This window comes from Pseudomonas sp. AC193 (assembly GCF_979258075.1).
In genome coordinates, this window is the sequence record NZ_OZ409832.1 from 4,954,550 (window position 1) to 4,976,745 (window position 22,196).

20 protein-coding genes and 1 pseudogene are annotated in these 22,196 nt (G+C 60.3%); 8 read left to right on the plus strand and 13 right to left on the minus strand.

Annotated elements, in window-relative coordinates; genetic code table 11:
• Nucleotides 1-115 precede the first annotated feature (115 nt).
• The 8 genes and pseudogenes from hisI (at nucleotide 116) to ACZZ0D_RS22280 (ending at nucleotide 5,329) form a co-directional block, all read left to right on the plus strand.
• Nucleotides 116-517, plus strand: a complete 402-nt coding sequence (gene hisI / locus ACZZ0D_RS22245; RefSeq protein ID WP_007909357.1) for a phosphoribosyl-AMP cyclohydrolase — start codon at nucleotides 116-118, stop codon at nucleotides 515-517.
• A complete protein-coding gene (locus ACZZ0D_RS22250) occupies nucleotides 510-842 on the plus strand; it encodes a phosphoribosyl-ATP diphosphatase (RefSeq protein ID WP_007909355.1) in 333 nt (110 codons plus the stop codon). Before hisI ends, ACZZ0D_RS22250 begins: the two co-directional genes overlap by 8 nt.
• Nucleotides 843-867: 25 nt before the next feature.
• Nucleotides 868-1,149 carry a twin-arginine translocase TatA/TatE family subunit gene (locus ACZZ0D_RS22255; RefSeq protein ID WP_003220847.1) on the plus strand — a complete coding sequence of 94 codons (282 nt, stop codon included), beginning with the start codon at nucleotides 868-870 and terminating at the stop codon, nucleotides 1,147-1,149.
• Nucleotides 1,150-1,159: 10 nt separating this feature from the next.
• Entirely contained in the window at nucleotides 1,160-1,627 is a 468-nt protein-coding gene (tatB, locus tag ACZZ0D_RS22260) for a Sec-independent protein translocase protein TatB (protein ID WP_463554306.1), read from the plus strand.
• Nucleotides 1,624-2,415, plus strand: coding sequence for a twin-arginine translocase subunit TatC (gene tatC, locus ACZZ0D_RS22265; protein ID WP_463554307.1), 792 nt, complete (start codon nucleotides 1,624-1,626; stop codon nucleotides 2,413-2,415). Before tatB ends, tatC begins: the two co-directional genes overlap by 4 nt.
• On the plus strand, nucleotides 2,412-3,119 hold the full coding sequence (locus tag ACZZ0D_RS22270; protein WP_463554308.1) for a 16S rRNA (uracil(1498)-N(3))-methyltransferase: 708 nt from the start codon (nucleotides 2,412-2,414) through the stop codon (nucleotides 3,117-3,119). The genes tatC and ACZZ0D_RS22270 overlap by 4 nt, the downstream gene beginning before the upstream one ends.
• 410 nt (nucleotides 3,120-3,529) lie before the next feature.
• Nucleotides 3,530-4,474: pseudogene (locus ACZZ0D_RS22275) on the plus strand (methyl-accepting chemotaxis protein); the annotation flags it as partial.
• A gap of 141 nt (nucleotides 4,475-4,615) precedes the next feature.
• The gene (locus ACZZ0D_RS22280) at nucleotides 4,616-5,329 is read left to right on the plus strand and encodes a methyl-accepting chemotaxis protein (protein ID WP_463554832.1); all 714 of its coding nucleotides are present in this window, start codon (nucleotides 4,616-4,618) and stop codon (nucleotides 5,327-5,329) included.
• A gap of 147 nt (nucleotides 5,330-5,476) precedes the next feature.
• Here ACZZ0D_RS22280 and ACZZ0D_RS22285 read toward each other — a convergent pair whose 3' ends face one another.
• The 13 genes from ACZZ0D_RS22285 to ACZZ0D_RS22345 form a co-directional block, all read right to left on the minus strand.
• Nucleotides 5,477-6,211: an amino acid ABC transporter ATP-binding protein gene (locus ACZZ0D_RS22285; protein ID WP_463554309.1), complete on the minus strand. Its 735-nt coding sequence runs from the start codon at nucleotides 6,209-6,211 to the stop codon at nucleotides 5,477-5,479.
• Nucleotides 6,204-7,163 (minus strand): amino acid ABC transporter permease, encoded by a 960-nt coding sequence (locus tag ACZZ0D_RS22290; RefSeq protein ID WP_053116625.1) that lies wholly within the window; start codon nucleotides 7,161-7,163, stop codon nucleotides 6,204-6,206. The genes ACZZ0D_RS22285 and ACZZ0D_RS22290 overlap by 8 nt, the downstream gene beginning before the upstream one ends.
• 138 nt (nucleotides 7,164-7,301) lie before the next feature.
• Complete coding sequence (locus ACZZ0D_RS22295; protein ID WP_007909335.1) at nucleotides 7,302-8,099, minus strand: transporter substrate-binding domain-containing protein; 798 nt, start codon at nucleotides 8,097-8,099, stop codon at nucleotides 7,302-7,304.
• Between the two features lie 520 nt (nucleotides 8,100-8,619).
• Complete coding sequence (mdoH, locus tag ACZZ0D_RS22300) at nucleotides 8,620-11,190, minus strand: glucans biosynthesis glucosyltransferase MdoH (RefSeq protein ID WP_463554310.1); 2,571 nt, start codon at nucleotides 11,188-11,190, stop codon at nucleotides 8,620-8,622.
• Complete coding sequence (locus ACZZ0D_RS22305; protein WP_178124148.1) at nucleotides 11,183-12,961, minus strand: glucan biosynthesis protein G; 1,779 nt, start codon at nucleotides 12,959-12,961, stop codon at nucleotides 11,183-11,185. Before ACZZ0D_RS22305 ends, mdoH begins: the two co-directional genes overlap by 8 nt.
• Nucleotides 12,962-13,327: 366 nt before the next feature.
• Nucleotides 13,328-13,765: a D-aminoacyl-tRNA deacylase gene (gene dtd, locus ACZZ0D_RS22310; RefSeq protein WP_400755657.1), complete on the minus strand. Its 438-nt coding sequence runs from the start codon at nucleotides 13,763-13,765 to the stop codon at nucleotides 13,328-13,330.
• Nucleotides 13,762-14,733, minus strand: coding sequence for a prolyl aminopeptidase (gene pip, locus ACZZ0D_RS22315; RefSeq protein WP_053116622.1), 972 nt, complete (start codon nucleotides 14,731-14,733; stop codon nucleotides 13,762-13,764). The genes dtd and pip overlap by 4 nt, the downstream gene beginning before the upstream one ends.
• Nucleotides 14,734-15,041: 308 nt before the next feature.
• Complete coding sequence (hutG, locus tag ACZZ0D_RS22320; RefSeq protein WP_463554311.1) at nucleotides 15,042-15,845, minus strand: N-formylglutamate deformylase; 804 nt, start codon at nucleotides 15,843-15,845, stop codon at nucleotides 15,042-15,044.
• Between the two features lie 10 nt (nucleotides 15,846-15,855).
• A complete protein-coding gene (gene hutI / locus ACZZ0D_RS22325) occupies nucleotides 15,856-17,061 on the minus strand; it encodes an imidazolonepropionase (RefSeq protein ID WP_159811603.1) in 1,206 nt (401 codons plus the stop codon).
• Nucleotides 17,062-17,161: 100 nt separating this feature from the next.
• The gene (gene hutH / locus ACZZ0D_RS22330) at nucleotides 17,162-18,694 is read right to left on the minus strand and encodes a histidine ammonia-lyase (RefSeq protein ID WP_053116619.1); all 1,533 of its coding nucleotides are present in this window, start codon (nucleotides 18,692-18,694) and stop codon (nucleotides 17,162-17,164) included.
• Nucleotides 18,695-18,812: 118 nt separating this feature from the next.
• Complete coding sequence (hutH, locus tag ACZZ0D_RS22335; protein WP_463554312.1) at nucleotides 18,813-20,336, minus strand: histidine ammonia-lyase; 1,524 nt, start codon at nucleotides 20,334-20,336, stop codon at nucleotides 18,813-18,815.
• A 134-nt stretch (nucleotides 20,337-20,470) separates the two neighbouring features.
• Nucleotides 20,471-21,301, minus strand: coding sequence for a quaternary amine ABC transporter ATP-binding protein (locus ACZZ0D_RS22340; RefSeq protein WP_426618617.1), 831 nt, complete (start codon nucleotides 21,299-21,301; stop codon nucleotides 20,471-20,473).
• Nucleotides 21,298-22,149: an ABC transporter permease gene (locus ACZZ0D_RS22345; protein WP_008080600.1), complete on the minus strand. Its 852-nt coding sequence runs from the start codon at nucleotides 22,147-22,149 to the stop codon at nucleotides 21,298-21,300. The genes ACZZ0D_RS22340 and ACZZ0D_RS22345 overlap by 4 nt, the downstream gene beginning before the upstream one ends.
• Nucleotides 22,150-22,196 lie beyond the last annotated feature (47 nt).

Here is a 22,196-nt window from a genome sequence, read left to right on the forward strand (position 1 = left end):
TCAGCTGCAAGTTATAAGCTGCGAGCTGCAAGCTTGAAGCTACAAGCACACCGCAACTGCTTTTACTTGCAGCGTGAAGCTCGCAACTCGAAGCTGCTTCTGTCAGGAATTGAAGATGAAAAACTGGCTGGACGAGATCAAATGGGACGCTGATGGCCTGGTGCCGGCGATTGCCCAGGATCACAAGACCGGACGTGTATTGATGATGGCCTGGATGAACCGCGAAGCGCTCGAACTGACCGCCGCGGAAAACCGTGCCATCTACTGGTCACGCTCCCGTGGCAAGCTGTGGCGCAAGGGCGAAGAGTCCGGCCATGTGCAGACCCTGCATGAAATGCGTCTGGACTGTGACGCCGACGTGATCATCCTGATGGTTGAACAGATCGGCGACATCGCTTGCCATACCGGCCGTCAAAGCTGTTTTTATCGTGTCTTCGAAAACGGCGACTGGAAAACCGTCGATCCGGTTCTCAAAGACCCGCACGCCATCTATTCCGCAGGACACAAACATGAGTGACACCCTGACCCGCTTGGCCGAAGTGCTCGAAGAGCGCAAAGGCGCAGCTGCCGACAGCTCATATGTAGCTAGTCTGTACCACAAGGGTTTGAACAAAATTCTGGAGAAAGTCGGCGAAGAGTCGGTCGAAACCATTATTGCCGCCAAAGACGCCGCCATCAGCGGCGACTGCAGCGATGTGATCTACGAGACCGCCGACCTGTGGTTCCACAGCATGGTCATGCTCGCCCAACTGGGGCAGCATCCGCAGGCTGTGCTCGATGAACTGGATCGTCGCTTCGGTCTGTCCGGACACGTCGAGAAAGCCTCGCGTCCGTCCGCCTGAACAATTTTTTGAGAGGAACAGCAACATGGGCATTTTTGACTGGAAACACTGGATCGTCATTCTGGTAGTCGTGGTGTTGGTGTTCGGCACCAAGAAACTGAAAAACCTCGGCACTGACGTTGGCGAGTCGATCAAAGGCTTCCGCAAAGCCATGAACGACGACGAAAAACCTGCCGCTGATCCAACCGTGACACCTGCGCAACCGGTACCACCGGTGCAGCCGCAAGCCACCGCTCAGGCCAACCCGCCGCACACCATCGACGTGCAGGCGCAGAAAGTCGAAGAGCCGATCCGCAAAGACGTGTGAGCACTGACTAATGTTTGGTATCAGCTTCTCTGAACTGCTGCTCGTCGGCCTCGTCGCCCTGCTGGTGCTGGGCCCCGAGCGTCTGCCGGGCGCTGCGCGCACCGCTGGCCTGTGGGTCGGACGGCTGAAGCGCAGCTTCAACGCGATCAAACAGGAAGTTGAACGTGAAATCGGTGCCGACGAGATCCGTCGGCAACTGCACAACGAGCACATTCTGTCGCTGGAGCAAGAGGCGCGGAAGATTTTCTCGCCGGTTCAGCAAGAGCCGACGACTGTTGAGCATGTGGGTCAGCAGACGATTCATGCGCCGACGGCACCCGCTGCTGCACCTGCTCCGACACCTGCACCTGCTGCCGTCGTAGCGCCGACAGAACCGCTGCCCGCGCCTGCAGAAACCTCGGTTGAACACGTATCCCCAACCGCCGCGCCGATCACACCAGCGCCTCACGACCCTACTCTGCCGCCGCGAGCCCCATGAGCGATCTCCCCGAAAACGACCAGCACATGCCGCTGGTTTCGCACCTCACCGAGTTGCGCACCCGCCTGCTGCGTTGTGTGGCGGCGATCTTCATCATCTTCGCCGGGCTGTTCGCCTTCACCCAGCAGATCTACACCTTCGTCTCGACGCCGCTGCGTCAGTACCTGCCGGTCGGCGCGACGATGATCGCCACTGACGTGTCGTCGCCGTTCCTGACGCCGCTGAAACTGACGATGATGGTCTCGCTGTTCCTCGCGATCCCGGTGATCCTGCATCAGATCTGGGGCTTTATCGCGCCGGGCCTGTACAAGCATGAGAAGCGCATCGCGGTGCCGTTGCTGGTGTCGAGCATCCTGCTGTTCTACACCGGCATGGCGTTCGCCTATTACTTCGTGTTCCCGCTGATCTTCAAGTTCTTCGCCGCCGCCACTCCGGCTGGCGTGGAAATGATGACCGACATCGCCAGTTACCTCGACTTCGTCATGACGCTGTTCTTCGCCTTCGGCGTGGCGTTCGAGATTCCGGTGGCCGTGGTGCTGCTGGTGTGGATCGGCGTGGTCGACGTCAAATACCTGAAGAAAATCCGCCCGTACGTGATCATCGGCTGCTTCGTGGTCGGCATGATCCTGACGCCGCCGGACATCTTCTCGCAGACCTTGCTGGCCGTGCCGATGTGGATGCTGTTTGAAATCGGCATTCTGTTCGGTGGTTTGATCAGCAAGCGCGAAAGTCCGGAAGAAACCCCGGCCGACGACCACAACGACCAGCCGCCAGCGACCCAGGCATGAACCTGCTGTTGCTCGAAGAAGCCGATTTCATTGCGGCCGACCGTGTGGTGCTGCGTGATCGACGCCTTACGCACATGCAGGAAGTTCACCGTTCGGAAGTCGGTGACAGCCTGCGCGTCGGGCGCATTGACGGGTTGATGGGCTCGGCTGAATTGCTGCGGCTGGACGCAGGTGAAGCTGAATTGCGCGTTACCCTCGATCAGCCGCCACCGGCGAAATTGCCGCTAACCCTCGTGCTGGCGCTGCCGCGCCCGAAAATGCTCCGCCGGGTGTTTCAGACCGTGGCGACCATGGGCGTGGCGAAGGTGATTCTCGTCAACAGCTATAGGGTCGAGAAGAGCTTCTGGCAGACGCCGTTTCTTGAGCCTGCGGCTATCCGTGAACAACTGATTCTCGGCCTCGAACAGGCGCGCGACACGGTATTGCCGGAAATCGTCATCGAGAAACGCTTCAAGCCGTTCGTTGAAGATCGCCTGCCCGCCATCACTGAGGGCTCGCTCGGTCTGGTCGGCCATCCCGGCAATTATCCGCCGTGCCCGCGCGCCCTCAGCGAACCAGTGACCCTCGCCATCGGCCCTGAAGGTGGCTGGATTCCCTATGAGATCGATCTGCTGGCCAAATCCGGCCTGCAACCGGTGCAACTCGGCGAGCGCATCCTGCGCGTAGAAACCGCCGTCACCGCCCTCCTCGCCCGCCTCTTCTAAACCCAGCATGCCCAACCCCTGTGGCGAGGGGATTTATCCCCGATCGGCTGCGAAGCAGTCGCAAACCCATTGCATGCGGAATGCCTGATACTCCTCGATTGTGGCCTTTGGGGCCGCTGCGCGACCCATCGGGGATAAATCCCCTCGCCACAAAAAACCTAATACAAACCCAATTCCTCACGAACCCCTGACCCCATCATTTCCTCGGCATGGCGGACAAATGGTGTTACAGATTGCCATCACCCGGCCGATACGCTCCCCATAAGTCCAATTTGTGGTCGGGGAGTTGTCGCATGTACCGTTGGTTAGCCGAGAATCTTGGGAATGTCAGCGTCAAACGCAAGCTGGGTATCGGCTTCGGTCTGGTGCTTTTGCTGACGCTGTTGATTACCTTCACCGGCTGGTCCGGCATGAGCGGCATCATCAGCCGGGGCGACAAGCTCGGGTTTATTTCCAGCCTCAATGAGTACAGCAAGGATCTGCGTCTGGCCCGCGTCGATTACGATGCACGCCGTGGCGAACAAGGTCCGGGCGCGGTCAACGACATGCTCGGCAAACTCGACAGCGGCCTGCAAACCGCGCGCACGCTGATCGAACAACCGGCCGACATCGCCCTGGTCGACCAGCAACTGGCTGCCGTCGCCGAGTACAAACGTGCTTTCGCCGACATGATCCAGGCGACCACGCACCGCGAAGACGCGCGCAGCAAACTCGGCGCGAATGCCGACAACGCCGTGGCCAAAGTCTCGGAAGTTGAAAAGGGCCTGCTGCAAGGTGACAGCATCGCGCAATTCAACAGCGTGGTAGACCTGAGCAAGCTGCTGCAACAGGCGCGCTATCAAGTGCGCGGTTACACCTACAGCGGCAAGGCCGATGCCGAGCAACCCGCGCTCGACGCGATCGAAAATGCTTTGAAATCCCTTGAGAGCCTGCCGTCGAAACTGCCGGAACAGTTCACTGCCAACCTGCAGCAAGCCGCCGAGTCGATGAAGGCCTATCGCGCCGCCGTCGGCCAGTTCCGCGACGCGCAAACCGCCAGCGGGAGCGCCGTTGCTCGCATGGCAGCCCAGGGCGATATCCTCCTCGATGCCAGTAAAAAACTGACCATTTCCCAGACCGTGGTGCGTGACACCGACGCCGCACACGCGAAAAACATGCTGATCATCGCCACCCTGCTCGCCATCGCGTTCGGCTTGCTGGCCGCGTGGGCGATCACCCGCCAGATCATCATCCCGCTGAACCAGACCCTGAAAGTCGCCGAGCGCGTGGCCGCTGGCGATCTGACCCACAACCTGGTTTCGCAGCGCCGCGACGAACTCGGCCAACTGCAACGCTCGATGCAGAGCATGACCCAAGGCCTGCGCGAGCTGATCGGCGGGATCAGCGACGGCGTCACCCAGATCGCCAGCGCTGCTGAAGAACTCTCGGCGGTGACCGAGCAAACCAGCGCCGGGGTCAACAATCAGAAGATCGAGACCGACCAGGTCGCCACCGCCATGAACGAAATGGCCGCCACCGTGCAGGAAGTCGCGCGCAACGCCGAGGAAGCCTCCGAAGCCGCCGTCGCCGCTGACCAACAGGCCCGCGAAGGCGACAAAGTCGTTGGCGAAGCCATCGCACAGATCGAGCGTCTGGCGGTTGAAGTCGGTCACTCCACCACCGCCATGGGCGAGCTCAAGCGCGAAAGCGACAAGATTGGCAGCGTCCTCGACGTGATCAAATCCGTGGCCCAGCAAACCAACCTGCTGGCCCTTAACGCGGCCATCGAAGCAGCGCGTGCCGGTGAAGCCGGACGTGGTTTTGCCGTGGTTGCCGATGAAGTGCGCAGCCTGGCGCAGCGCACGCAGAAGTCCACCGAAGAAATTGAAGAGCTGATCGTCGGCCTGCAAAACGGCACTCAGCAAGTGGCGACGATCATGGACAACAGCCGCACCCTGACCGACAGCAGCGTCGAGCTGACCCGTCGTGCCGGTGGTTCGCTGGAAAGCATTACGCGCACGGTGTCGGCGATTCAGGCGATGAACCAGCAGATTGCGGCGGCTGCCGAGCAGCAGAGCGCGGTGGCGGAAGAGATCAACCGTAGCGTGCTGAATGTGCGGGACGTGTCGGATCAGACGTCAGCGGCGAGTGAAGAGACCGCGGCGTCCAGCGTTGAGCTGGCGCGGTTGGGGACGCATCTACAGATGCTGGTGGGGCGCTTTAAGGTTTGAGGTGATTGGCCTACCTCGGTTCACTCAAAACCGAGGTGATGTCATTCGCGAGCAGGCTCGCTCCCACATTGGATCGCGTCCGCTTGGACCACGCGGTCAACTGTGGGAGCGAGCCTGCTCGCGAAGGCGTCCTGGGAGGCGCTGAAATTACAAAACCTGACGCAGAAAGGCCTGGGCGCGCGGATCCTTCGGCGCATCAAAGAACTCCGCCGGCGCTGCATCTTCCAGCAGTTTGCCGTGATCGAAGAACAACACGCGATCCGCTACTTCCCGAGCAAAACCCATCTCGTGGGTCACACAGACCATGGTCATGCCTTCCACGGCCAGGTTCTTCATCACATCCAGCACTTCGCCAACCATTTCCGGATCAAGCGCCGAAGTCGGTTCATCGAACAACATTACCTTCGGCTCCATCGCCAGCGCCCGGGCAATCGCCACGCGCTGTTGCTGACCGCCGGACAGGCGTGACGGAAACTCGTTGGCCTTCTGTGCGATGCCGACCTTTTGCAGCAACTCCATCGCCTTGGCTTCGCGCTCTTTCTTGCCGCGCTTGCGCACGACTTTCTGCGCCAGACAAAGGTTTTCCAGCACGGTCATGTGCGGGAACAGATTGAAATGCTGGAAGACCATGCCGACTTCGCGGCGGTAGGCGTTGACGTCGGTTTTCGAGTCGGCCAGTTGCAGGCCGTCGATGCTCACCGAGCCCGAGTTAAATTCCTCCAGGCCATTGAGGCAACGCAGGAAGGTCGACTTGCCGGAACCCGACGGACCGATCACCACCAGCACTTCGCCCTTGGCGACCGTGGTGCTGACGTTATCCACCGCGCGCACCACTTGCCCACGGGTGTCGAAGACTTTTACCAGTTCGCGGACTTCAATCACTTTGCGCGAGCCTCCGCTCAAGCCGGCTGGCGATTTTCGACAGCGGCAGGTTGATCAACAGGTACAGGCCGGCGACGCAGAACAGAATTTCGAACGGCGAGAACGAGGTGGTGATGACTTCACGGCCACTTTTCAGCAGTTCGGTGATGGCGATCACCGACACCAGCGAGGTGTCCTTGACCAGACTGATGAACTGCCCGGCCAGCGGTGGCAGCACGCGTTTCAGCGCTTGCGGCAGCACCACGTGGCGCATCGACTGACCGGCACTTAGACCGAGGGAGCGCGCCGCTTCGTTCTGGCCACGGGCGATCGATTGCACGCCAGAACGAATGATCTCGGCCACGTAGGCGCCGGTGAACAGCGACAGCGCAGCGATCCCGGCGAATTCGCGGGACAGGTTCATCACCGTGCCGATGAAGAAGTAGAAAATGAAAATCTGCACCAACAGCGGCGTGCCGCGTACCAGTTCGACGTAGATGGTCGAGAGGTCGCGCAAGGTCGGGTTGTTCGACAGCCGGCACAGGCCGGTGACCAGACCAATGAGCAACCCTAGAATCCCGGACACTACCGACAGCCAAAGCGTCGTCCACAGCCCCCACAACAGCGGCCCTGCCGCCCAATGGCGAGTGACACCCACGACGTCACCTTCAGCCACATCGTCGCCCTGAGCGAATTGCAGGCTGTTCTCGTCGACAGTCAGGTGTTGCTCGTCACCAGCGTCGTTGCGCAGGGTGACCTGCGCGCTGCTGCCCTTGCGCACGAGTTCGGTGACCGTGGAAATGTCAGCGGCGCGCTGGGTTTCTTCAGCCTGATAGGCGAAGTACTGCGGCACACGGTTCCAGCGCCATTCGTAGGACATCAGCGACGTCGCGTAATACAACGCGCCGGCCAGGCCGACCAGCACCAGCACGGTGAGGACGTGCCAGGGCCATTGGGCTTTTTTCTGTTTCATTGCAGGTTCTCGGATGATCGTTCCCACGCTCTGCGTGGGAATGCCGCTCGGGACGCTCTGCGTCCCTGCCTGATCGTGACGCGGAGCGTCACAGGATGCGTTCCCACGCAGAGCGTGGGAACGATCTGCGGATGCGCGTTATTCCATGTCCTTGAGCCACTCGGTGCTCTTGAACCACTTGTCATGGATGCGATCGTAAGTGCCGTCTTCGTGGATCTGGTGCAGGAAGTTGTTGATGAAGTTGATGCTGTCGTAATCGCCCTTCTTCAGACCAAACGCCAATGGCTCGTAGGTGAACGGCTTGTCGAGGAACACCAGTTTGCCGGCGCCGACCTTGGTCACCGCGACCACGTTGTACGGGGCGTCGTAGATGAAGGCGTCAGCCTTGCCGTTGACCACGTCGAGCACGGCTTCTTGCTCGTTGTCGTAGCCGTGGTACTTGGCTTTGGAGATCAGCTTCTTGGCAACCATCTCGCCGGTGGTGCCGAGCTTGGAAGTGATGCGGTAGTCAGCGGTGTTCAGGTCTTTGTAGGACTTGATAGTGCCTTCCAGCTCTTTGCGGATCAGCAGGGTCTGGCCGACGACGATGAACGGTTCGCTGAAGTTCAGGCGCAGGTTGCGTTCCTGGGTCAGGGTCATGCCGCTGCCGATCATGTCGAACTTGTCGGTCATCAGCGCCGGGATGATGCCGTCGTAGCCGGTCGAAACCAGTTCCAGTTTGACGCCCATGGCTTTGGACATGGCTTTGAGAATGTCGACTTCGAAGCCGATGATTTCGCCGCGCTTGTTGGTCATTTCGAACGGCATGTAGGTCGGATCCATACCGACTTTCAACGTGCCGCGCTTGACCGCGTCATCGATTGCGCCAGCCTGCGCCGCATTGACTGCAACCAGTGCCGTGACGCCGACCAGCAGCATCGACAGATACTTCTTCATCTTCAAGTCCCCAAAACCATTGCGTGTGCGGCGCGAAAAACCGACAGAAACGGGCAAAAAAGCCCGGGCGCGCCAATTCGGGGACGGATGCTAACGCACTCGTTTTTTTGCACAAGGTTTAATGGACGATTTGTTTAACAATCAAGATCGCTCCCCCTCACCCCAGCCCTCTCCCGGAGGGAGAGGGAGCCGACCGAGGTGTCTCGAGCTATACGCCGACCTGAAAGATCGAGTCGATTATGGATTCAGCACAGCAAGATCGGTCGGCGTACTTCTGAAGCATCTTCCAATCAGTCCCCTCACCCCAGCCCTCTCCCGGAGGGAGAGGGGGCCGACCGAGGTGTCTCAAGCTATACGTCGACCTGAAAAACCGAGTCGATTATGAATTCAACGCAGAAAGATCAGGTCGGCGTATCTCGAATATTCAACTCGGTCGGTTCCTCTCCCTCCGGGAGAGGGCTAGGGTGAGGGGCTTTTCAGCAGGCCAAAAAAAACCCCGCAACATCGCGGGGTTTCTTCATCAGGCCGGTTGCGCCTGCAAGCCCACCGGTTGCAACGGCAGCAACGGCGCATGCGGATCGGCTTTCACCGAAGCGCGCCATGCATCCAGCCACTCAGCGTGACCTTCCGCCCAGACCTGCTCATGCAAACGTGCCAAGGCAACAGGGTCGCTCAGCAGCTGCAGACGATCATGGTTGTTCAACCCCGCAGGGCCAACCTTCAGCGCGTGACGCACACGCTCCTGACGCAGCCATTCGATCGGTTCGGCCTGACCGTGGCGGGAAGTCGCCAGCGAGCACGCCAAAGCGTTCTGCTGCGGATCGACCACCGCGCGGACGAAGCCGTCGTTGAGCGCGTGGTAACGGTTTTCGTGGGTGTACTGATCGGTCGCCAGCAGCGCCTGTGGCGGATTGTATTCCTCAGGGATGAGGAACAGGCTCTCGTCACGGGACTTCAGGCCCAGACCGACACGGCTGGAGATCACCGACACCGGGATCGACAGCATCAGCGAACCGACGATTGGCACCAGCCACCAGAGGAAGCTCGGGTTCAGCCAGATCACCAGCAGCGCCCAGCAGAAACCCAGCAGGGTTTGCGGGCCGTGGCGTTTGACCGCCTCGCTCCAAGGCGTCGAGTCGTCGTCACGTTGCGGTGAATTCCAGGTCGCGGCCCAGCCGAGGAACGCGGCCAGAACGAAACGCGTGTGGAAAATCATCCGCACCGGCGCCAGCAGCATGGAGAACAACATCTCCAGCAGCATCGACAGGGTCACCTTGAACTTGCCGCCGAACTCTTTCGCGCCTTTGGCCCAGATCAGGATGATGCTCAACAGTTTCGGCAGGAACAGCAGCACGATGGTCGTCGAGAACAGCGCGATCGCCTTGTCCGGGTGCCATTGTGGCCACAGCGGATAGAGCTGACGCGGTTCGAGGAAGTACTGCGGTTCCATCAGCGTGTTCACCGCCAACAGTGCGGTCGACAACACGAGGAAGAAGAACCACAACGGCGCCGACAGGTACGACATCACGCCGGTGAGGAACACCGCGCGGTGCACCGGGTGCATGCCTTTGACCAGGAACAGACGGAAGTTCATCAGGTTGCCGTGGCACCAGCGACGGTCACGCTTGAGTTCGTCGAGCAGGTTCGGCGGCAGTTCTTCGTAGCTGCCCGGCAAGTCGTAGGCAATCCACACGCCCCAACCGGCACGGCGCATCAGCGCCGCTTCAACGAAGTCGTGAGACAGGATCGCACCGGAGAACGCCCCTTTACCTGGCAACGGCGCCAAGGCGCAGTGGTCGATAAACGGCTTCATGCGGATGATCGCGTTGTGACCCCAGTAGTGGGATTCACCCAACTGCCAGAAGTGCAGACCAGCGGTAAACAGCGGGCCGTACACACGGGTCGCGAACTGCTGCATGCGCGCATACAGGGTGTCCATGCCCGACGCACGCGGCGCGGTCTGGATGATCCCGGCATCCGGCGTGGCTTCCATCAAGCGCACCAGACTGGTCAGGCACTCGCCACTCATCACCGAGTCGGCGTCGAGCACGACCATGTACTTGTAGTCACCGCCCCAACGACGGCAGAAGTCGTCGAGGTTGCCGCTCTTGCGCTTCACCCGACGGCGACGACGACGGTAGAAGATCTTGCCGAAGCCTTTGGCCTCGCGGCAGACGTCCAGCCAGGCCTGTTGCTCGGCAACACAGATATCGGTGTCGTTACTGTCGCTGAGGACGAAGAAGTCGAAGCGATCCAGATCACCGGTAGCCGCGACCGATTCGAACGTAGCACGCAGACCGGCGAATACGCGCGGTACGTCTTCGTTGCAGATCGGCATTACCAACGCGGTACGCGCGTCTTTGGCAATCGGCTCGTTGCCGGCGCTTTTGCCGGAGATACGGTATTTATCGTGACCGGTGAGCAACTCGAGGAAGCCCATCAGCGCCGTCCAGAAACCGGCCGACACCCAGCAGAACAGAATCCCGAAGAGAATCAGGATGCTGGTTTGCAGCGCATACGGCAGCACTTGCGTGGCGGTTTGCAGCAGCGGCTGGTGCAGGACTTCGTCGAGATCGACGAACGACCAGCCCTGGTACGGCATGATGCCTTTCATGTACCAGCCAGCGACAATGGTCTGGCCGAGCATCAATACCAACAGAATGTAACGACGGATCGAACCAACGGTGCGCCAGCGCGCCGCCGGCAGAACGTTTTCGTCCTTCGGCGGCTGTGGCGGGTTGGTGCGACCGGTCAGACGGCGCCAGCCACGCACCAGAATATTGGTGCGCCACGGCTCCGGAACCACCTTGGTACGGCGGATCGGCGGGGTAGCCTTGAGGCTGACCCGACCGCTGGCGTCGAGCACCAGCATTTCCGCTTCTTCCAGCTCTTCAGCCGTGCTCAGGGTCAGGCGCTTGCCCACCGAAGCCTGGGCGGCTTCGGCAGGGGCGTCGAACGTCGAAGACGACAGGCGTTCATGCAACTCGCTGAACGACGAGCAGCCCGCGAGTTCCGCGCGCTGCTCGTCGGTCATCGGCAGATGCGCCAGATACTCGGACAGAGTCTCTGGCTGTACTTGAGAGTTACTCATCGGCAGGCAACTGATAGCTCCAGGTCTCGGTGATGACTTCTTCAGTCGGCGCCGATTCCGGTGTGGCTGGGGCCGCGTCCGCAGCTACAGGCTGCTTGGCGTCTTTGTTGGCCTTGTCCTTGGCATCTGCAGCGGGCTTGGCATCGGCCTGTTGAGCCTGTTTGGCCTCGGCTGCCTTGGCTTCCTTGTCTTCTTTCTCTTGTTGCTTGGCGGCAACCTTGTCGGCCTTGGCCACGGACGAGTTGGACGCCGGTACCGACGACTTGGCCAGATCAGCCGTTACCACCGGCTGAACCAGTGCGGCACGCATCTCGGTCGACTTGCCTGCGTCTTTGATTTTCATCCGCAGGGTCAAGCGCCAGCCCTTGGTTTCCGGGTTGTAGCGCACGCTGTTCTCGACCAGTTCGGCGTTGTCGCCGACGCTGACCTGACTGCGAACGTCAGCGTCCGGGGCCAGGGCCGCCAGCGATGGACCTTCGAAATCGACCAGATAAGCAACGCTGCCATCCGGCTGACGGATCAGGTTCGATTGCTTGACGTCACCGGTCGAACGCAGAGTCTGCGAAACCCAGGCGCTGTCCGGCGCGTGAATCGCCGCTTCGTCCATCGTCCAGTGCATGCGGTAAGCGAAGTCCAGCGGCTGGCCCGGCTCCGGCATTTTTTCCGGGCTCCAGAACGCAACGATGTTGTCGTTGGTTTCGTCAGCGGTCGGAATTTCTACCAGATCAACGGTGCCTTTGCCCCAGTCACCCTTCGGCTCGATCCAGGCGCTTGGACGCTTGTCGTAGCGATCGTCGAGGTCTTCGTAGTGGCTGAAGTCGCGACCACGCTGCAGCAGACCGAAACCACGCAGGTTTTCGACGCTGAAGTTGCTCACGGCCAGGTGTTTCGGATTGTTCAGCGGACGCCAGATCCACTCGCCGTTGCCGGCATGGATCGACAGACCGCTGGAGTCGTGCAGTTCACGACGGTAGTTGAGGACTTTCGACGGCTGATTGGCGCCGAACAGGAACATGCTGGTCAGCGGTGCGATGCCCAGTTTGCCGACCTTGTCACGCAGGAACATCTGCGCTTTGACGTCGACAATGGTGTCGCTGCCCGGACGCAGGATCAGACGATAGGCACCGGTGGCGCGTGGCGAATCGAGCAAGGCGAAGATCACCAGATGCTTGTCGCCCGGCTTCGGCTGCTGAATCCAGAACTCGCGGAAACGCGGGAATTCTTCGCCAGACGGCAGCGCGGTATCGATCGCCAGACCACGGGCCGACAGACCGTAGGTATGACCCTTGCCAACGACGCGGAAGTAGCTCGCGCCAAGCATGGTCATGATTTCGTCTTGCTTGTCGGCCTTGTTGATCGGGTACAGCACACGGAAACCGGCATAACCCAGTTGCTCAGTGGCCTTAGGATCGAATTTCAGGTCGCCGAAATCGAAGCGGGTCGGATCGTATTTGATCTCTTCGACGGTGTTCGCCGTGATTTCGTTGATTTTGACCGGCGTGTCGAAGTGCATGCCCTGGTGATAGAAGGACAACTTGAACGGGGTCTTCTGATCAGCCCACTCAGCCTTTTCGGTGAGGAAGCGAATTTTTTGATAGTCCGCGAACTTCATGTCGCGGAACTCGTTCGGCAGGTTGCTGCGCGGGGCTTCGAACTTCTGCCCGGCCAGCTCTTTTGCCTTGGCCGATACATCGTCAAGATTGAACGCCCAAAGCTGACCGGCGCTGAGCAGGCACAGGAGCGCCGAGCCCGCTACCAGAGCACTTCGCATGCGTTTGGCAGACAATTTTGCTGCATTACAGGGACTAACAATCACGAGCAACCCTCGCCGAAAACAGATCAATAAACCAACGGCCAGATGAAGTGCCTGTAGGGTTTTCGGCAGTGAAAAACCGACCTTCCAGAACACTCTTGCCAAGTTGGCGAGCATTGTTCCGACTCCGCTGGGGCAAAATGATTCCCCAATCGGCTCCGGACAAGTCTCTACCTAAGTCAAAACGGACCAACGAACGCTGATCCCCGTAGCGCGCGATTATCTAGTAGCCCGCATGACAAAGCATCGGGGGTAACCAAGTATTTATCGCGAAAAATGCCTGTTTTCAGTCGAAATGCCCTTAAAAAGATGTTTCAAGCGCTTTCAGGTCTGTAACAGGAAGGTTACCGGGCCATCATTGACCAGGTGCACCTGCATATCCGCGCCGAATCTACCTGATGCCACAGTGCCATGCATCTGTTTCGCTTTGCCTAATAGATAGTCGAACAATTCCTCGCCCAGGGCCGGAGGCGCTGCGCTGGAAAAACCCGGGCGCAACCCGCTCTTGGTGTCGGCTGCGAGGGTGAACTGAGAGACCAGCAGCAACCCGCCGCCAACATCCGCCAGGGACAAGTTCATCTTGCCCTCGGCGTCGCTGAATACCCGATAGTTAAGCAGCTTATGCAGAAGTTTGTCGGCGCTGGCACGCGTGTCGTCGGGTTCGACCGCCACCAGCACCAGCAAACCTTGATCGACCGCGCCTACCACCTCGCCCGCCACTTCCACCCGCGCGTTACTGACGCGCTGCAAAAGGCCCTTCATGCTTCCTCGGGGGGCAGGTCGAGCAGGCGTCGCGCCATGTTGCCGGCCGCGCGCACCAGTGCATCGGTGATGCCCGGTTCGGAGGCGGCGTGGCCGGCGTCGCGGATCACCTGCAATTCACTGTTCGGCCAGGCTTGATGCAGTTCCCAGGCATTGTCGAGCGGGCAGATCACGTCATAACGACCGTGAATGATCACGCCCGGCAAATGCGCGATCTTGCCCATGTCGCGAATCAACTGGTTCGGTTCAAGGAACGCGTTGTTGGTGAAATAGTGGCATTCGATCCGTGCAATCGACAGCGCGCGCTGCGGCTCGGAGAAACGATCAACCACCAGCGGGTTCGGCCGCAGGGTCGCGGTGCGCCCTTCCCATGTCGACCAGGCTTTGGCCGCGTGCATCTGCGCAATCTGGTCGTTGCCGATCAGACGTTTGTGGAAAGCGCTGAGCAGATCGTCGCGTTCGTCCAGCGGGATCGGCGCGATGTAGTCCTGCCAGTAATCAGGGAACAGACGGCTGGCACCGGCTTGATAGAACCACTCGATTTCCTGCGGACGGCAGAGAAAGATCCCACGCAGGATCAGACCATGAACACGTTCCGGATGAGTTTGCGCGTAGGCCAGCGCCAAGGTCGAACCCCACGAACCGCCGAACAGCACCCATTTTTCGATGCCCAGGTGTTTGCGGATGCGCTCAAGGTCGGCGACCAGATCCCATGTGGTGTTGTTTTCCAGGCTGGCGTGCGGCGTGGAGCGACCGCAACCGCGCTGGTCGAAGGTCACAATGCGATACAGATTCGGATCGAAATAGCGCCGGCTCTGCGCGTCGCAACCGGCGCCGGGGCCGCCGTGGATGAACACAACCGGCAAACCCTCGGGTGAACCGCTTTCGTCGACGTACAGCGTGTGGGTGTCATCGACAGCCAGATCGTGCCGGGCGTGAGGTTTGATCTGCGGAAACAAAGTCTGCATTGCGCGCTCCGTAAGGGGTCGAGGTCATCCCTGGGGGGACTTCTATTATTCTGCCGTTGGGCATCATAAACCCGATTTACGTCAATGAGCATGCCTGTGGACTTGATCGTTCCCGCGCTCTGCGTGGGAATGCCTCTTGGGACGCTCCGCGTCCAGTGACGCGGAGCGTCACGGGCTGCATTCCCACGCGGAGCGTGGGAACGATCAAAACCTGTGGGAGCGAGCCTGCTCGCAAAAGCGGTGTGTCAGTCAACGTAGATGTTGGCTGACCGGACGGCTTCGCGAGCAGGCTCGCTCCCACAAGGGGGTTATGCGGTGTAGTGAGACTTTGCCCAGGCCAGATAGCCTTGTAGCAGTTCCTTGAGGACGACTTGCGTCGGCTCGGCCAAGTCGGCGCGGTAGCGGAACGGTTCGAACTCTTCCATGTAGGTGCTCTGGCACAACTCCAGTTGCACGGCGTGGATGTTCTCGGCCGGGTTGCCGTAATGCCGGGTGATGTGACCGCCCTTGAAGCGGCCGTTGAGCACATGGCTGTAGTGGCTGTGGCCGGCGCAGATTGCTTCGAGCTGACTGGCCAGTTGCGGATCACAACTGGCGCCGTTGAAGGTGCCGAGGTTGAAGTCCGGCAGCTTGCCGTCGAACAGGTGCGGGATGATCGAACGGATCGAGTGCGCATCGAACAGCAACGCGTAACCGAACTCGGCCTTCAATCGCGCCAGCTCTTCTTGCAGCGTGCGGTGATACGGCGTCCAGATCTGCTCCAGATACGTCGCGCGCTCTTCCTTCGACGGCTCGTGCCCTTCGCGGAACAACGGAATGCCATCGAACAACGTCGCCGGATACAGCCCGGTGGTCGCCCCGGCGTATAGCGGCTTATCGTCGGACGGTCGATTCAGATCGATGACGAATCGTGAATACTCAGCCGCCAACGTGCTCGCGCCCAGCTCTTCGTCAAAGTCGTACAGCTGCGGAATGTGCCAGTCGGTGTCCGGCAGGCTTTTCGCGTCCGGAATCAACCCGGCTTCCACCGCAGGCGTCAGGCGCACGCCAGCGTGAGGCATGCTGATCAGCAACGGCACGCGACCTTGTTTGAAGTTCAGAACCTTATCCACAACCGCTCTCCTACAGACTTGATTCGACGCCGTGACGGACGACGCGTTTGTCCAGATCACCACCCAGCCAATAGGCCAGATCCGCCGGACGATCGATGTGCCATGCGACGAAATCCGCGACCTTGCCGACTTCCAGCGAACCGTGCGTGTCGGCCATGCCCAGTGCTTGTGCGGCATGAATCGTCGCGCCGGCCAGGGCTTCTTCCGGGGTCATGCGGAAACAGGTGCAGGCCATGTTCAGCATCAGCCGCAACGACAGCGCCGGCGAAGTGCCGGGATTGAGGTCGCTGGCAATGGCGATTTTCACCTTGTGCTTGCGCAGGGCGTCCATTGGCGGCAACTGGGTTTCGCGCAGAAAGTAGAACGCGCCCGGCAGCAGCACGGCGACGGTATCGGCTTCGGCCATGGCGATGGCGTCGGCCTCGTCCATGAACTCCAGATGATCGGCAGACAACGCCTTGTAGCGCGCGGCGAGGCTGGAGCCGTGCAGCGAGGACAATTGTTCGGCGTGCAGCTTCACCGGCAGACCGAGTTGTTGCGCGGCGATAAACACGCGCTCGACCTGCTCCGGCGAGAAGGCCAGGTATTCGCAGAACGCATCCACGGCATCGACCAGACCTTCGGCGGCGAGCGCGGGAAGCATTTCGTTGCAGACCAGATCGATGTAATCGTCCGCGCGATCCTTGTACTCCGGCGGCAACGCGTGGGCGGCCAGACAGGTGCTGCGCACGCTGATCGGCAGCTGTTTTTCGAGGCGACGGATGACCCGGAGGATTTTGCGTTCGTTGACCAGATCGAGGCCGTAGCCGGACTTCATTTCGACCGTGGTCACGCCGTCGCGCATCAGGCTTTTCAGGCGTTTGGCGGCGCTGGCGAACAGCTCGTCTTCCGTCGCTTCACGCGTCGCGCGCACGGTGCTGGCGATGCCGCCGCCGGATGCCGCGATCTCGGCGTAGCTGACGCCTTGCAGACGCTTTTCGAATTCGCCGCTGCGGTTGCCGCCGAACACCGTGTGGGTGTGGCAGTCGATCAGGCCGGGGGTGACCCACGCGCCTTGCAGGTCATTGACCGCCGGGTATTCGCCGGACGGCAGTTGATTGCGCGGGCCGATCCACTCGATGAGCGCACCGGACGTCACGATGGCCGCATCCTCGATGATCGAGTAGACGCCTTGCGCCATGGTTGCGACGTGGCAGTGTTGCCAGAGGGTTTTCATCCCAAGTCCTCGTCTTGTTCAAAATCGATTCGCGAGCAAGCCCGCTCCCACATTTGGAATGCGTACCCCTGTGGGAGCGGGCTTGCTCGCGAAGAGTCCATCACAGGCTAGGCAGCAGCTTCGCCGGAACCAGCTCGGTCAGGCAGCGCGAAGCCAACAACTCAGTCGCCGCATTGATATCTGGCGCAAAGAACCGATCCTTCTCATAAAACGGCACTTCCTTACGCAGAATCGCTCGCGCCTGTTCCAGCTTCGCCGAGGTCTTCAGACCGTTACGCAGATCCAGCCCCTGCACCGCCGCCAGCCATTCCACCGCGAGAATCCCCCGGGTGTTTTCGGCCATTTCCCACAGACGCTTGCCCGCCGCCGGTGCCATGGAAACGTGGTCTTCCTGGTTAGCCGAGGTCGGCAGACTGTCCACCGAATGCGGATGCGACAACGCTTTGTTCTCGCTGGCCAGCGCCGCAGCGGTCACCTGCGCAATCATGAATCCGGAGTTCACGCCGCCATTGGCCACCAGGAACGGCGGCAGTTGCGACATGTGTTTGTCCATCATCAGCGAGATGCGGCGTTCGCTCAGCGAGCCGATTTCGGCAATGGCCAACGCCATGTTGTCAGCGGCCATGGCCACCGGTTCAGCGTGGAAGTTGCCGCCGGAAATCACGTCGCCTTCAGCGGCAAACACCAACGGGTTATCGGAAACCGCGTTGGCTTCAACCGCCAGCACTTCAGCGGCCTGACGGAACTGGGTCAGGCAGGCGCCCATGACTTGCGGCTGGCAGCGCAGCGAGTACGGATCCTGAACCTTCTCGCAATTCTGATGCGAATCGGAGACTTCACTGCGCTCACCCAGCAGATCACGATAAGCCGCAGCCGCATCGATCTGACCTTTCTGGCCACGCGCCGCATGAATGCGTGCATCGAACGGCGAACGCGACCCCAAAACCGCTTCAACCGTCAGACCGCCCAGCGCCAACGCGCCGGCAAACAAATCTTCACCTTCAAACAACCCACGCAGCGCGAACGCGGTGGAAACCTGAGTACCGTTGAGCAGCGCCAGACCTTCTTTCGCTGCCAGCGTCAGCGGCGTCAGACCCGCGACTTTCAGCGCTTCAACCGCTTCCATCCACTCGCCCTTGTAGCGCGCCTTGCCTTCGCCCAGCAGCACCAGCGACATGTGCGCCAACGGCGCCAGATCGCCCGAAGCACCGACCGAACCTTTCAATGGAATGTGCGGATAAACCTCGGCGTTGATCAACGCGATCAGCGCATCGATCACCACGCGGCGAATGCCGGAGAAACCACGGCTGAGGCTATTGACCTTGAGCACCATGACCAGACGCACCAACTCATCGCTGATCGGCACGCCAACACCGGCGGCGTGGGACAACACCAGCGAGCGCTGCAGGTTTTCCAGGTCTTCGCTGGCGATGCGCGTCGAGGCCAACAGGCCGAAACCGGTGTTGATGCCGTAGGCGGTGCGGTTCTCGGCGAGAATCTGTTCAACGCAGGCAACGCTGGCTTCGATCTGCGCCGAGGCGCTGTTGTCGAGCGTCAGCTTGACCGGGTTCTGGTAGACGTCACGCAGTTGGGCCAGGCTCAGTTGGCCGGGAATCAGGTTCAGCGCAGTCATTTAAATGCTCCTTTTGAGAGTTTGTTATTAACTTGCCATTCGCTCCGGAGCATTCCGTTATCCGTCGCTTTCAGCCTTGTGGGCATCCGGCGCCTTGGCACGCTGGCAGGGTAGTTTTTCAATGCAAATTCGATAGAACGTTGTGCAGCAGATTCGGGTTTTTCAACACGCTCGCGGCGGCGGCAATATCCGGGGCGAGCCAGCGATCCTGATCGTAGGCCGGGACGGTTTCGCGCAGCAGTCGCCACGCGCGGTCAGTGCCGGCGCCGAAGCGTTGTACCTTGAGGAATTCAAACGCCTGCGCCGCCAGCAGATATTCGATGGCGAGGATCTGCGTGCAGTTTTCCAGCGCACGATGCAGCTTCAGCGCGGCGTTGGTGCCCATGCTCAGATGGTCTTCCTGCAAACCGGAAGTGATGTAGTTGTCGAGCACCGCCGGTTGCGCCAATTGGCGGTTTTCCGCGCATAACGACGCAGCGACGTACTGGACGATCATCATTCCGGAGTTCACCCCCGGATTGGCCACCAGAAATGCCGGCAGGCCACTGACGTGCGGGTTGACCAAACGATCGAGGCGACGCTCGGCGATCGAGCCGATTTCAGCCATGGCAATCGCCAGCAAATCCGCCGCCATCGCCACCGATTGGCCGTGCGGATTGGCTTGCGACATCACCCGGAAATTATCCGGCGTGCCCAGCAATAGCGGGTTGTCGGTGCAGCCGTTGAGTTCGGCTTCGATCTGCTTGATCGCATGATCGAGTTGATCACGCGCCGCGCCGTGTACTTGCGGGATCGAACGAATGCTCAGCGCATCCTGAGTGCGAATGCCTTTGCTCGACGCAATCACTTCACTGCCATCGAGCAATGCGCGCAAATTGATGCCGACCTGCTGCATGCCCGGGTGCGGTTTCAACGCGATGATCTCGGCGTCGAACGCGTCGATCTGGCCGCGCTGGGCTTCAAAACTCATTGCGCCGATGACGTCGGCCCATTGCACCAGACGCGTGGCATCGGCAATCGCCAGACAGCTGAGGCCGGTCATGCACGGCGTGCCGTTGACCAGGCACAAACCGTCCTTCGCGCCGAGTTGCACCGGTTGCAGACCCTCTTCGGCCAATGCTTGTTGTGCGGAGATAATCTGCCCGCGATAGCTGACGTTGCCGACGCCGAGCAGCGTGATGCCGATGTGCGCCATGTGCGTCAGATAGCCAACTGAACCTTGCGACGGCACTCGCGGGGTGATGCCACGATTGAGCAGCGCCAGCAGCCCTTCGACGACCCGGCGATGCAGCCCGGATTTGCCGTGGCTGTAGTTGTGAATGGCGGCGCAGATGATCGCACGGGTCTGCTCGTCGGCGAGTACCGGGCCGACGCCGCAGGCATGGCTGAGCAAGGTGTTGCGCGAGAGTTGGCTGAGTTGTTCGTCCTGCAGGGAAACGTTGGACAAACCGCCCAGACCGGTGTTGACGCCATAGGCCCGCTCGCCGCTTTCGACGATGCGCTGGACGATCGCCTGGGCATTTTCGATGCGCGCCCAGGTGTCGCTCGACAGCTCCAGTTGAGCGCCGTGACGGGCGACAGCAACCACGTCCTGCCAACGCAGAGGGGCGCCGGTGATAACGATTTTTTCAGCCTGGGACATTTAAAACCTCAACCGTAATATTGATGCAGCTTCACTGACGCCTTCGCGAGCAAGCCCGCTCCCACAGGGGACGCATTCCAAATGTGGGAGCGGGCTTGCTCGCGAAGAGGCCAGCCCAGCCAACACAAAACTGCTTAAACCACCGCCGCACGCCGCTGAACAAACCGGTCAACGTACTCATCCGCCGGCGAATGCAGAATCTCGCGTGGCGTGCCGACCTGAATCAACCGCCCATCCTTGAGAATCGCAATCCGGTTACCAATGCGCACTGCCTCATCAAGGTCGTGGGTGATAAACACGATGGTCTTGTGCAACGTCTTCTGCAGCTCGAGCAACTGATCCTGCATCTCCGCGCGGATCAGCGGATCCAGCGCACTGAACGCTTCGTCCATCAGGATGATGTCGGTGTCTGCCGCCAAAGCCCGAGCCAGACCAACACGCTGACGCATGCCGCCGGAGAGCTGATGCGGGTATTTGTTTTCGTAGCCTTTGAGGCCCACGGTGTTGATCCAGTGCAGCGCGCGTTCCGCGCACATTTGCTTGCTCTCGCCACGCACCTTCAGGCCGTAGGCGACGTTATCCAGCACGCTCTTGTGCGGCAGCAGGCCGAAGCTCTGGAACACCATGCTGATCTTGTGCCGGCGAAATTCGCGCAGGGCTTCCATGTCGTATTGCAGGATGTCGACGCCGTCGACAAGGATCGCGCCGCTGGTTGGGTCGATCAGCCGGTTGAAGTGGCGCACCAGTGTCGACTTGCCCGAACCCGACAGGCCCATGATCACGAAGATCTCGCCAGTTCCGATGCTCAACGACAGATCGTTAACGCCGACCACGCAACCGGTTTCGCTCAACACCTGATCCTTGGTCTTGCCCTGGCCGACCATCGCCAATGCGTCCTTGGCGCGGTTGCCGAAAATCTTGAAGACGTTTTTGACTTCGATCTTGCTCACGGTTGCGTTGCTCATTTGCTCACCTCATGCCGTGGCCGACCATACGCCTGAGTAATGCGGTCGATGACCACTGCGAGAATCACGATCGCCAGACCGGCCTCAAGACCTCGTCCGACGTTGAGGGTCTGAATCCCCACCAACACATCTTCACCCAGACCACGGGCGCCGATCATCGAGGCGATCACCACCATCGACAGGGCCATCATGGTGGTCTGGTTGATCCCGGCCATGATGCTCGGCAAGGCCAGCGGCAGTTGCACACCGAACAGTTGCTGCCAGCGGTTGGCGCCGAATGCGTTGATCGCTTCCATCACTTCGCCGTCAACCTGGCGGATGCCCAGATCGGTGAGGCGAATCAGCGGTGGCGCGGCATAAATCACAGTGGCAAAAATCGCCGGCACCTTGCCCAGACCGAACAGCATCAGCACCGGAATCAGGTACACAAAACTTGGCATGGTTTGCATGATGTCGAGCAGCGGCATCAGCACCGAGCGCAGGCGATTGCTGCGCGCCGAGAGAATCCCCAGCGGGATGCCGATCAGCACCGAAATGATCGTCGCGACCATCATCAGCGCCAGCGTTTGCATGAGTTTGTCCCACAGGCCGACCGCGCCGACGAGGAACAACAAACCGACGATGACCGCAGTGGTCACCACTTTGCGCGTGGCGTGCCAGGCGATCACACCGACGATCGCCAGCATCAACCACCACGGCGCCGCACGCAGCATGCCTTCAAGGTTGACGATGGCCCACAGCAGGGTGTCGGAGATATGGCGGAACACATCACCGTAGTTGGTGACCAGCGAATCGACCCAACCGTTGACCCAGTCGGCGATGGAAAAGGTAAAGCTCTCGGGAAACATAAGCGGCTCTCAATCAGAAATCTCAATCAAGCGTTTACGGCATATCT

What these genes read in the sequence shown, in the direction of transcription:
- hisI (WP_007909357.1), top strand. Translation starts at nt 116, where the DNA reads ATGAAAAACTGGCTGGACGAGATCAAATGGGACGCTGATGGCCTGGTG.
- ACZZ0D_RS22250 (WP_007909355.1), top strand. Translation starts at nt 510, where the DNA reads ATGAGTGACACCCTGACCCGCTTGGCCGAAGTGCTCGAAGAGCGCAAA.
- ACZZ0D_RS22255 (WP_003220847.1), top strand. Translation starts at nt 868, where the DNA reads ATGGGCATTTTTGACTGGAAACACTGGATCGTCATTCTGGTAGTCGTG.
- tatB (WP_463554306.1), top strand. Translation starts at nt 1,160, where the DNA reads ATGTTTGGTATCAGCTTCTCTGAACTGCTGCTCGTCGGCCTCGTCGCC.
- tatC (WP_463554307.1), top strand. Translation starts at nt 1,624, where the DNA reads ATGAGCGATCTCCCCGAAAACGACCAGCACATGCCGCTGGTTTCGCAC.
- ACZZ0D_RS22270 (WP_463554308.1), top strand. Translation starts at nt 2,412, where the DNA reads ATGAACCTGCTGTTGCTCGAAGAAGCCGATTTCATTGCGGCCGACCGT.
- ACZZ0D_RS22280 (WP_463554832.1), top strand. Translation starts at nt 4,616, where the DNA reads ATGAACGAAATGGCCGCCACCGTGCAGGAAGTCGCGCGCAACGCCGAG.
- ACZZ0D_RS22290 (WP_053116625.1), bottom strand. Translation starts at nt 7,163, where the DNA reads ATGAAACAGAAAAAAGCCCAATGGCCCTGGCACGTCCTCACCGTGCTG.
- ACZZ0D_RS22295 (WP_007909335.1), bottom strand. Translation starts at nt 8,099, where the DNA reads ATGAAGAAGTATCTGTCGATGCTGCTGGTCGGCGTCACGGCACTGGTT.
- mdoH (WP_463554310.1), bottom strand. Translation starts at nt 11,190, where the DNA reads ATGAGTAACTCTCAAGTACAGCCAGAGACTCTGTCCGAGTATCTGGCG.
- ACZZ0D_RS22305 (WP_178124148.1), bottom strand. Translation starts at nt 12,961, where the DNA reads ATGCGAAGTGCTCTGGTAGCGGGCTCGGCGCTCCTGTGCCTGCTCAGC.
- dtd (WP_400755657.1), bottom strand. Translation starts at nt 13,765, where the DNA reads ATGAAGGGCCTTTTGCAGCGCGTCAGTAACGCGCGGGTGGAAGTGGCG.
- pip (WP_053116622.1), bottom strand. Translation starts at nt 14,733, where the DNA reads ATGCAGACTTTGTTTCCGCAGATCAAACCTCACGCCCGGCACGATCTG.
- hutI (WP_159811603.1), bottom strand. Translation starts at nt 17,061, where the DNA reads ATGAAAACCCTCTGGCAACACTGCCACGTCGCAACCATGGCGCAAGGC.
- hutH (WP_053116619.1), bottom strand. Translation starts at nt 18,694, where the DNA reads ATGACTGCGCTGAACCTGATTCCCGGCCAACTGAGCCTGGCCCAACTG.
- hutH (WP_463554312.1), bottom strand. Translation starts at nt 20,336, where the DNA reads ATGTCCCAGGCTGAAAAAATCGTTATCACCGGCGCCCCTCTGCGTTGG.
- ACZZ0D_RS22340 (WP_426618617.1), bottom strand. Translation starts at nt 21,301, where the DNA reads ATGAGCAACGCAACCGTGAGCAAGATCGAAGTCAAAAACGTCTTCAAG.
- ACZZ0D_RS22345 (WP_008080600.1), bottom strand. Translation starts at nt 22,149, where the DNA reads ATGTTTCCCGAGAGCTTTACCTTTTCCATCGCCGACTGGGTCAACGGT.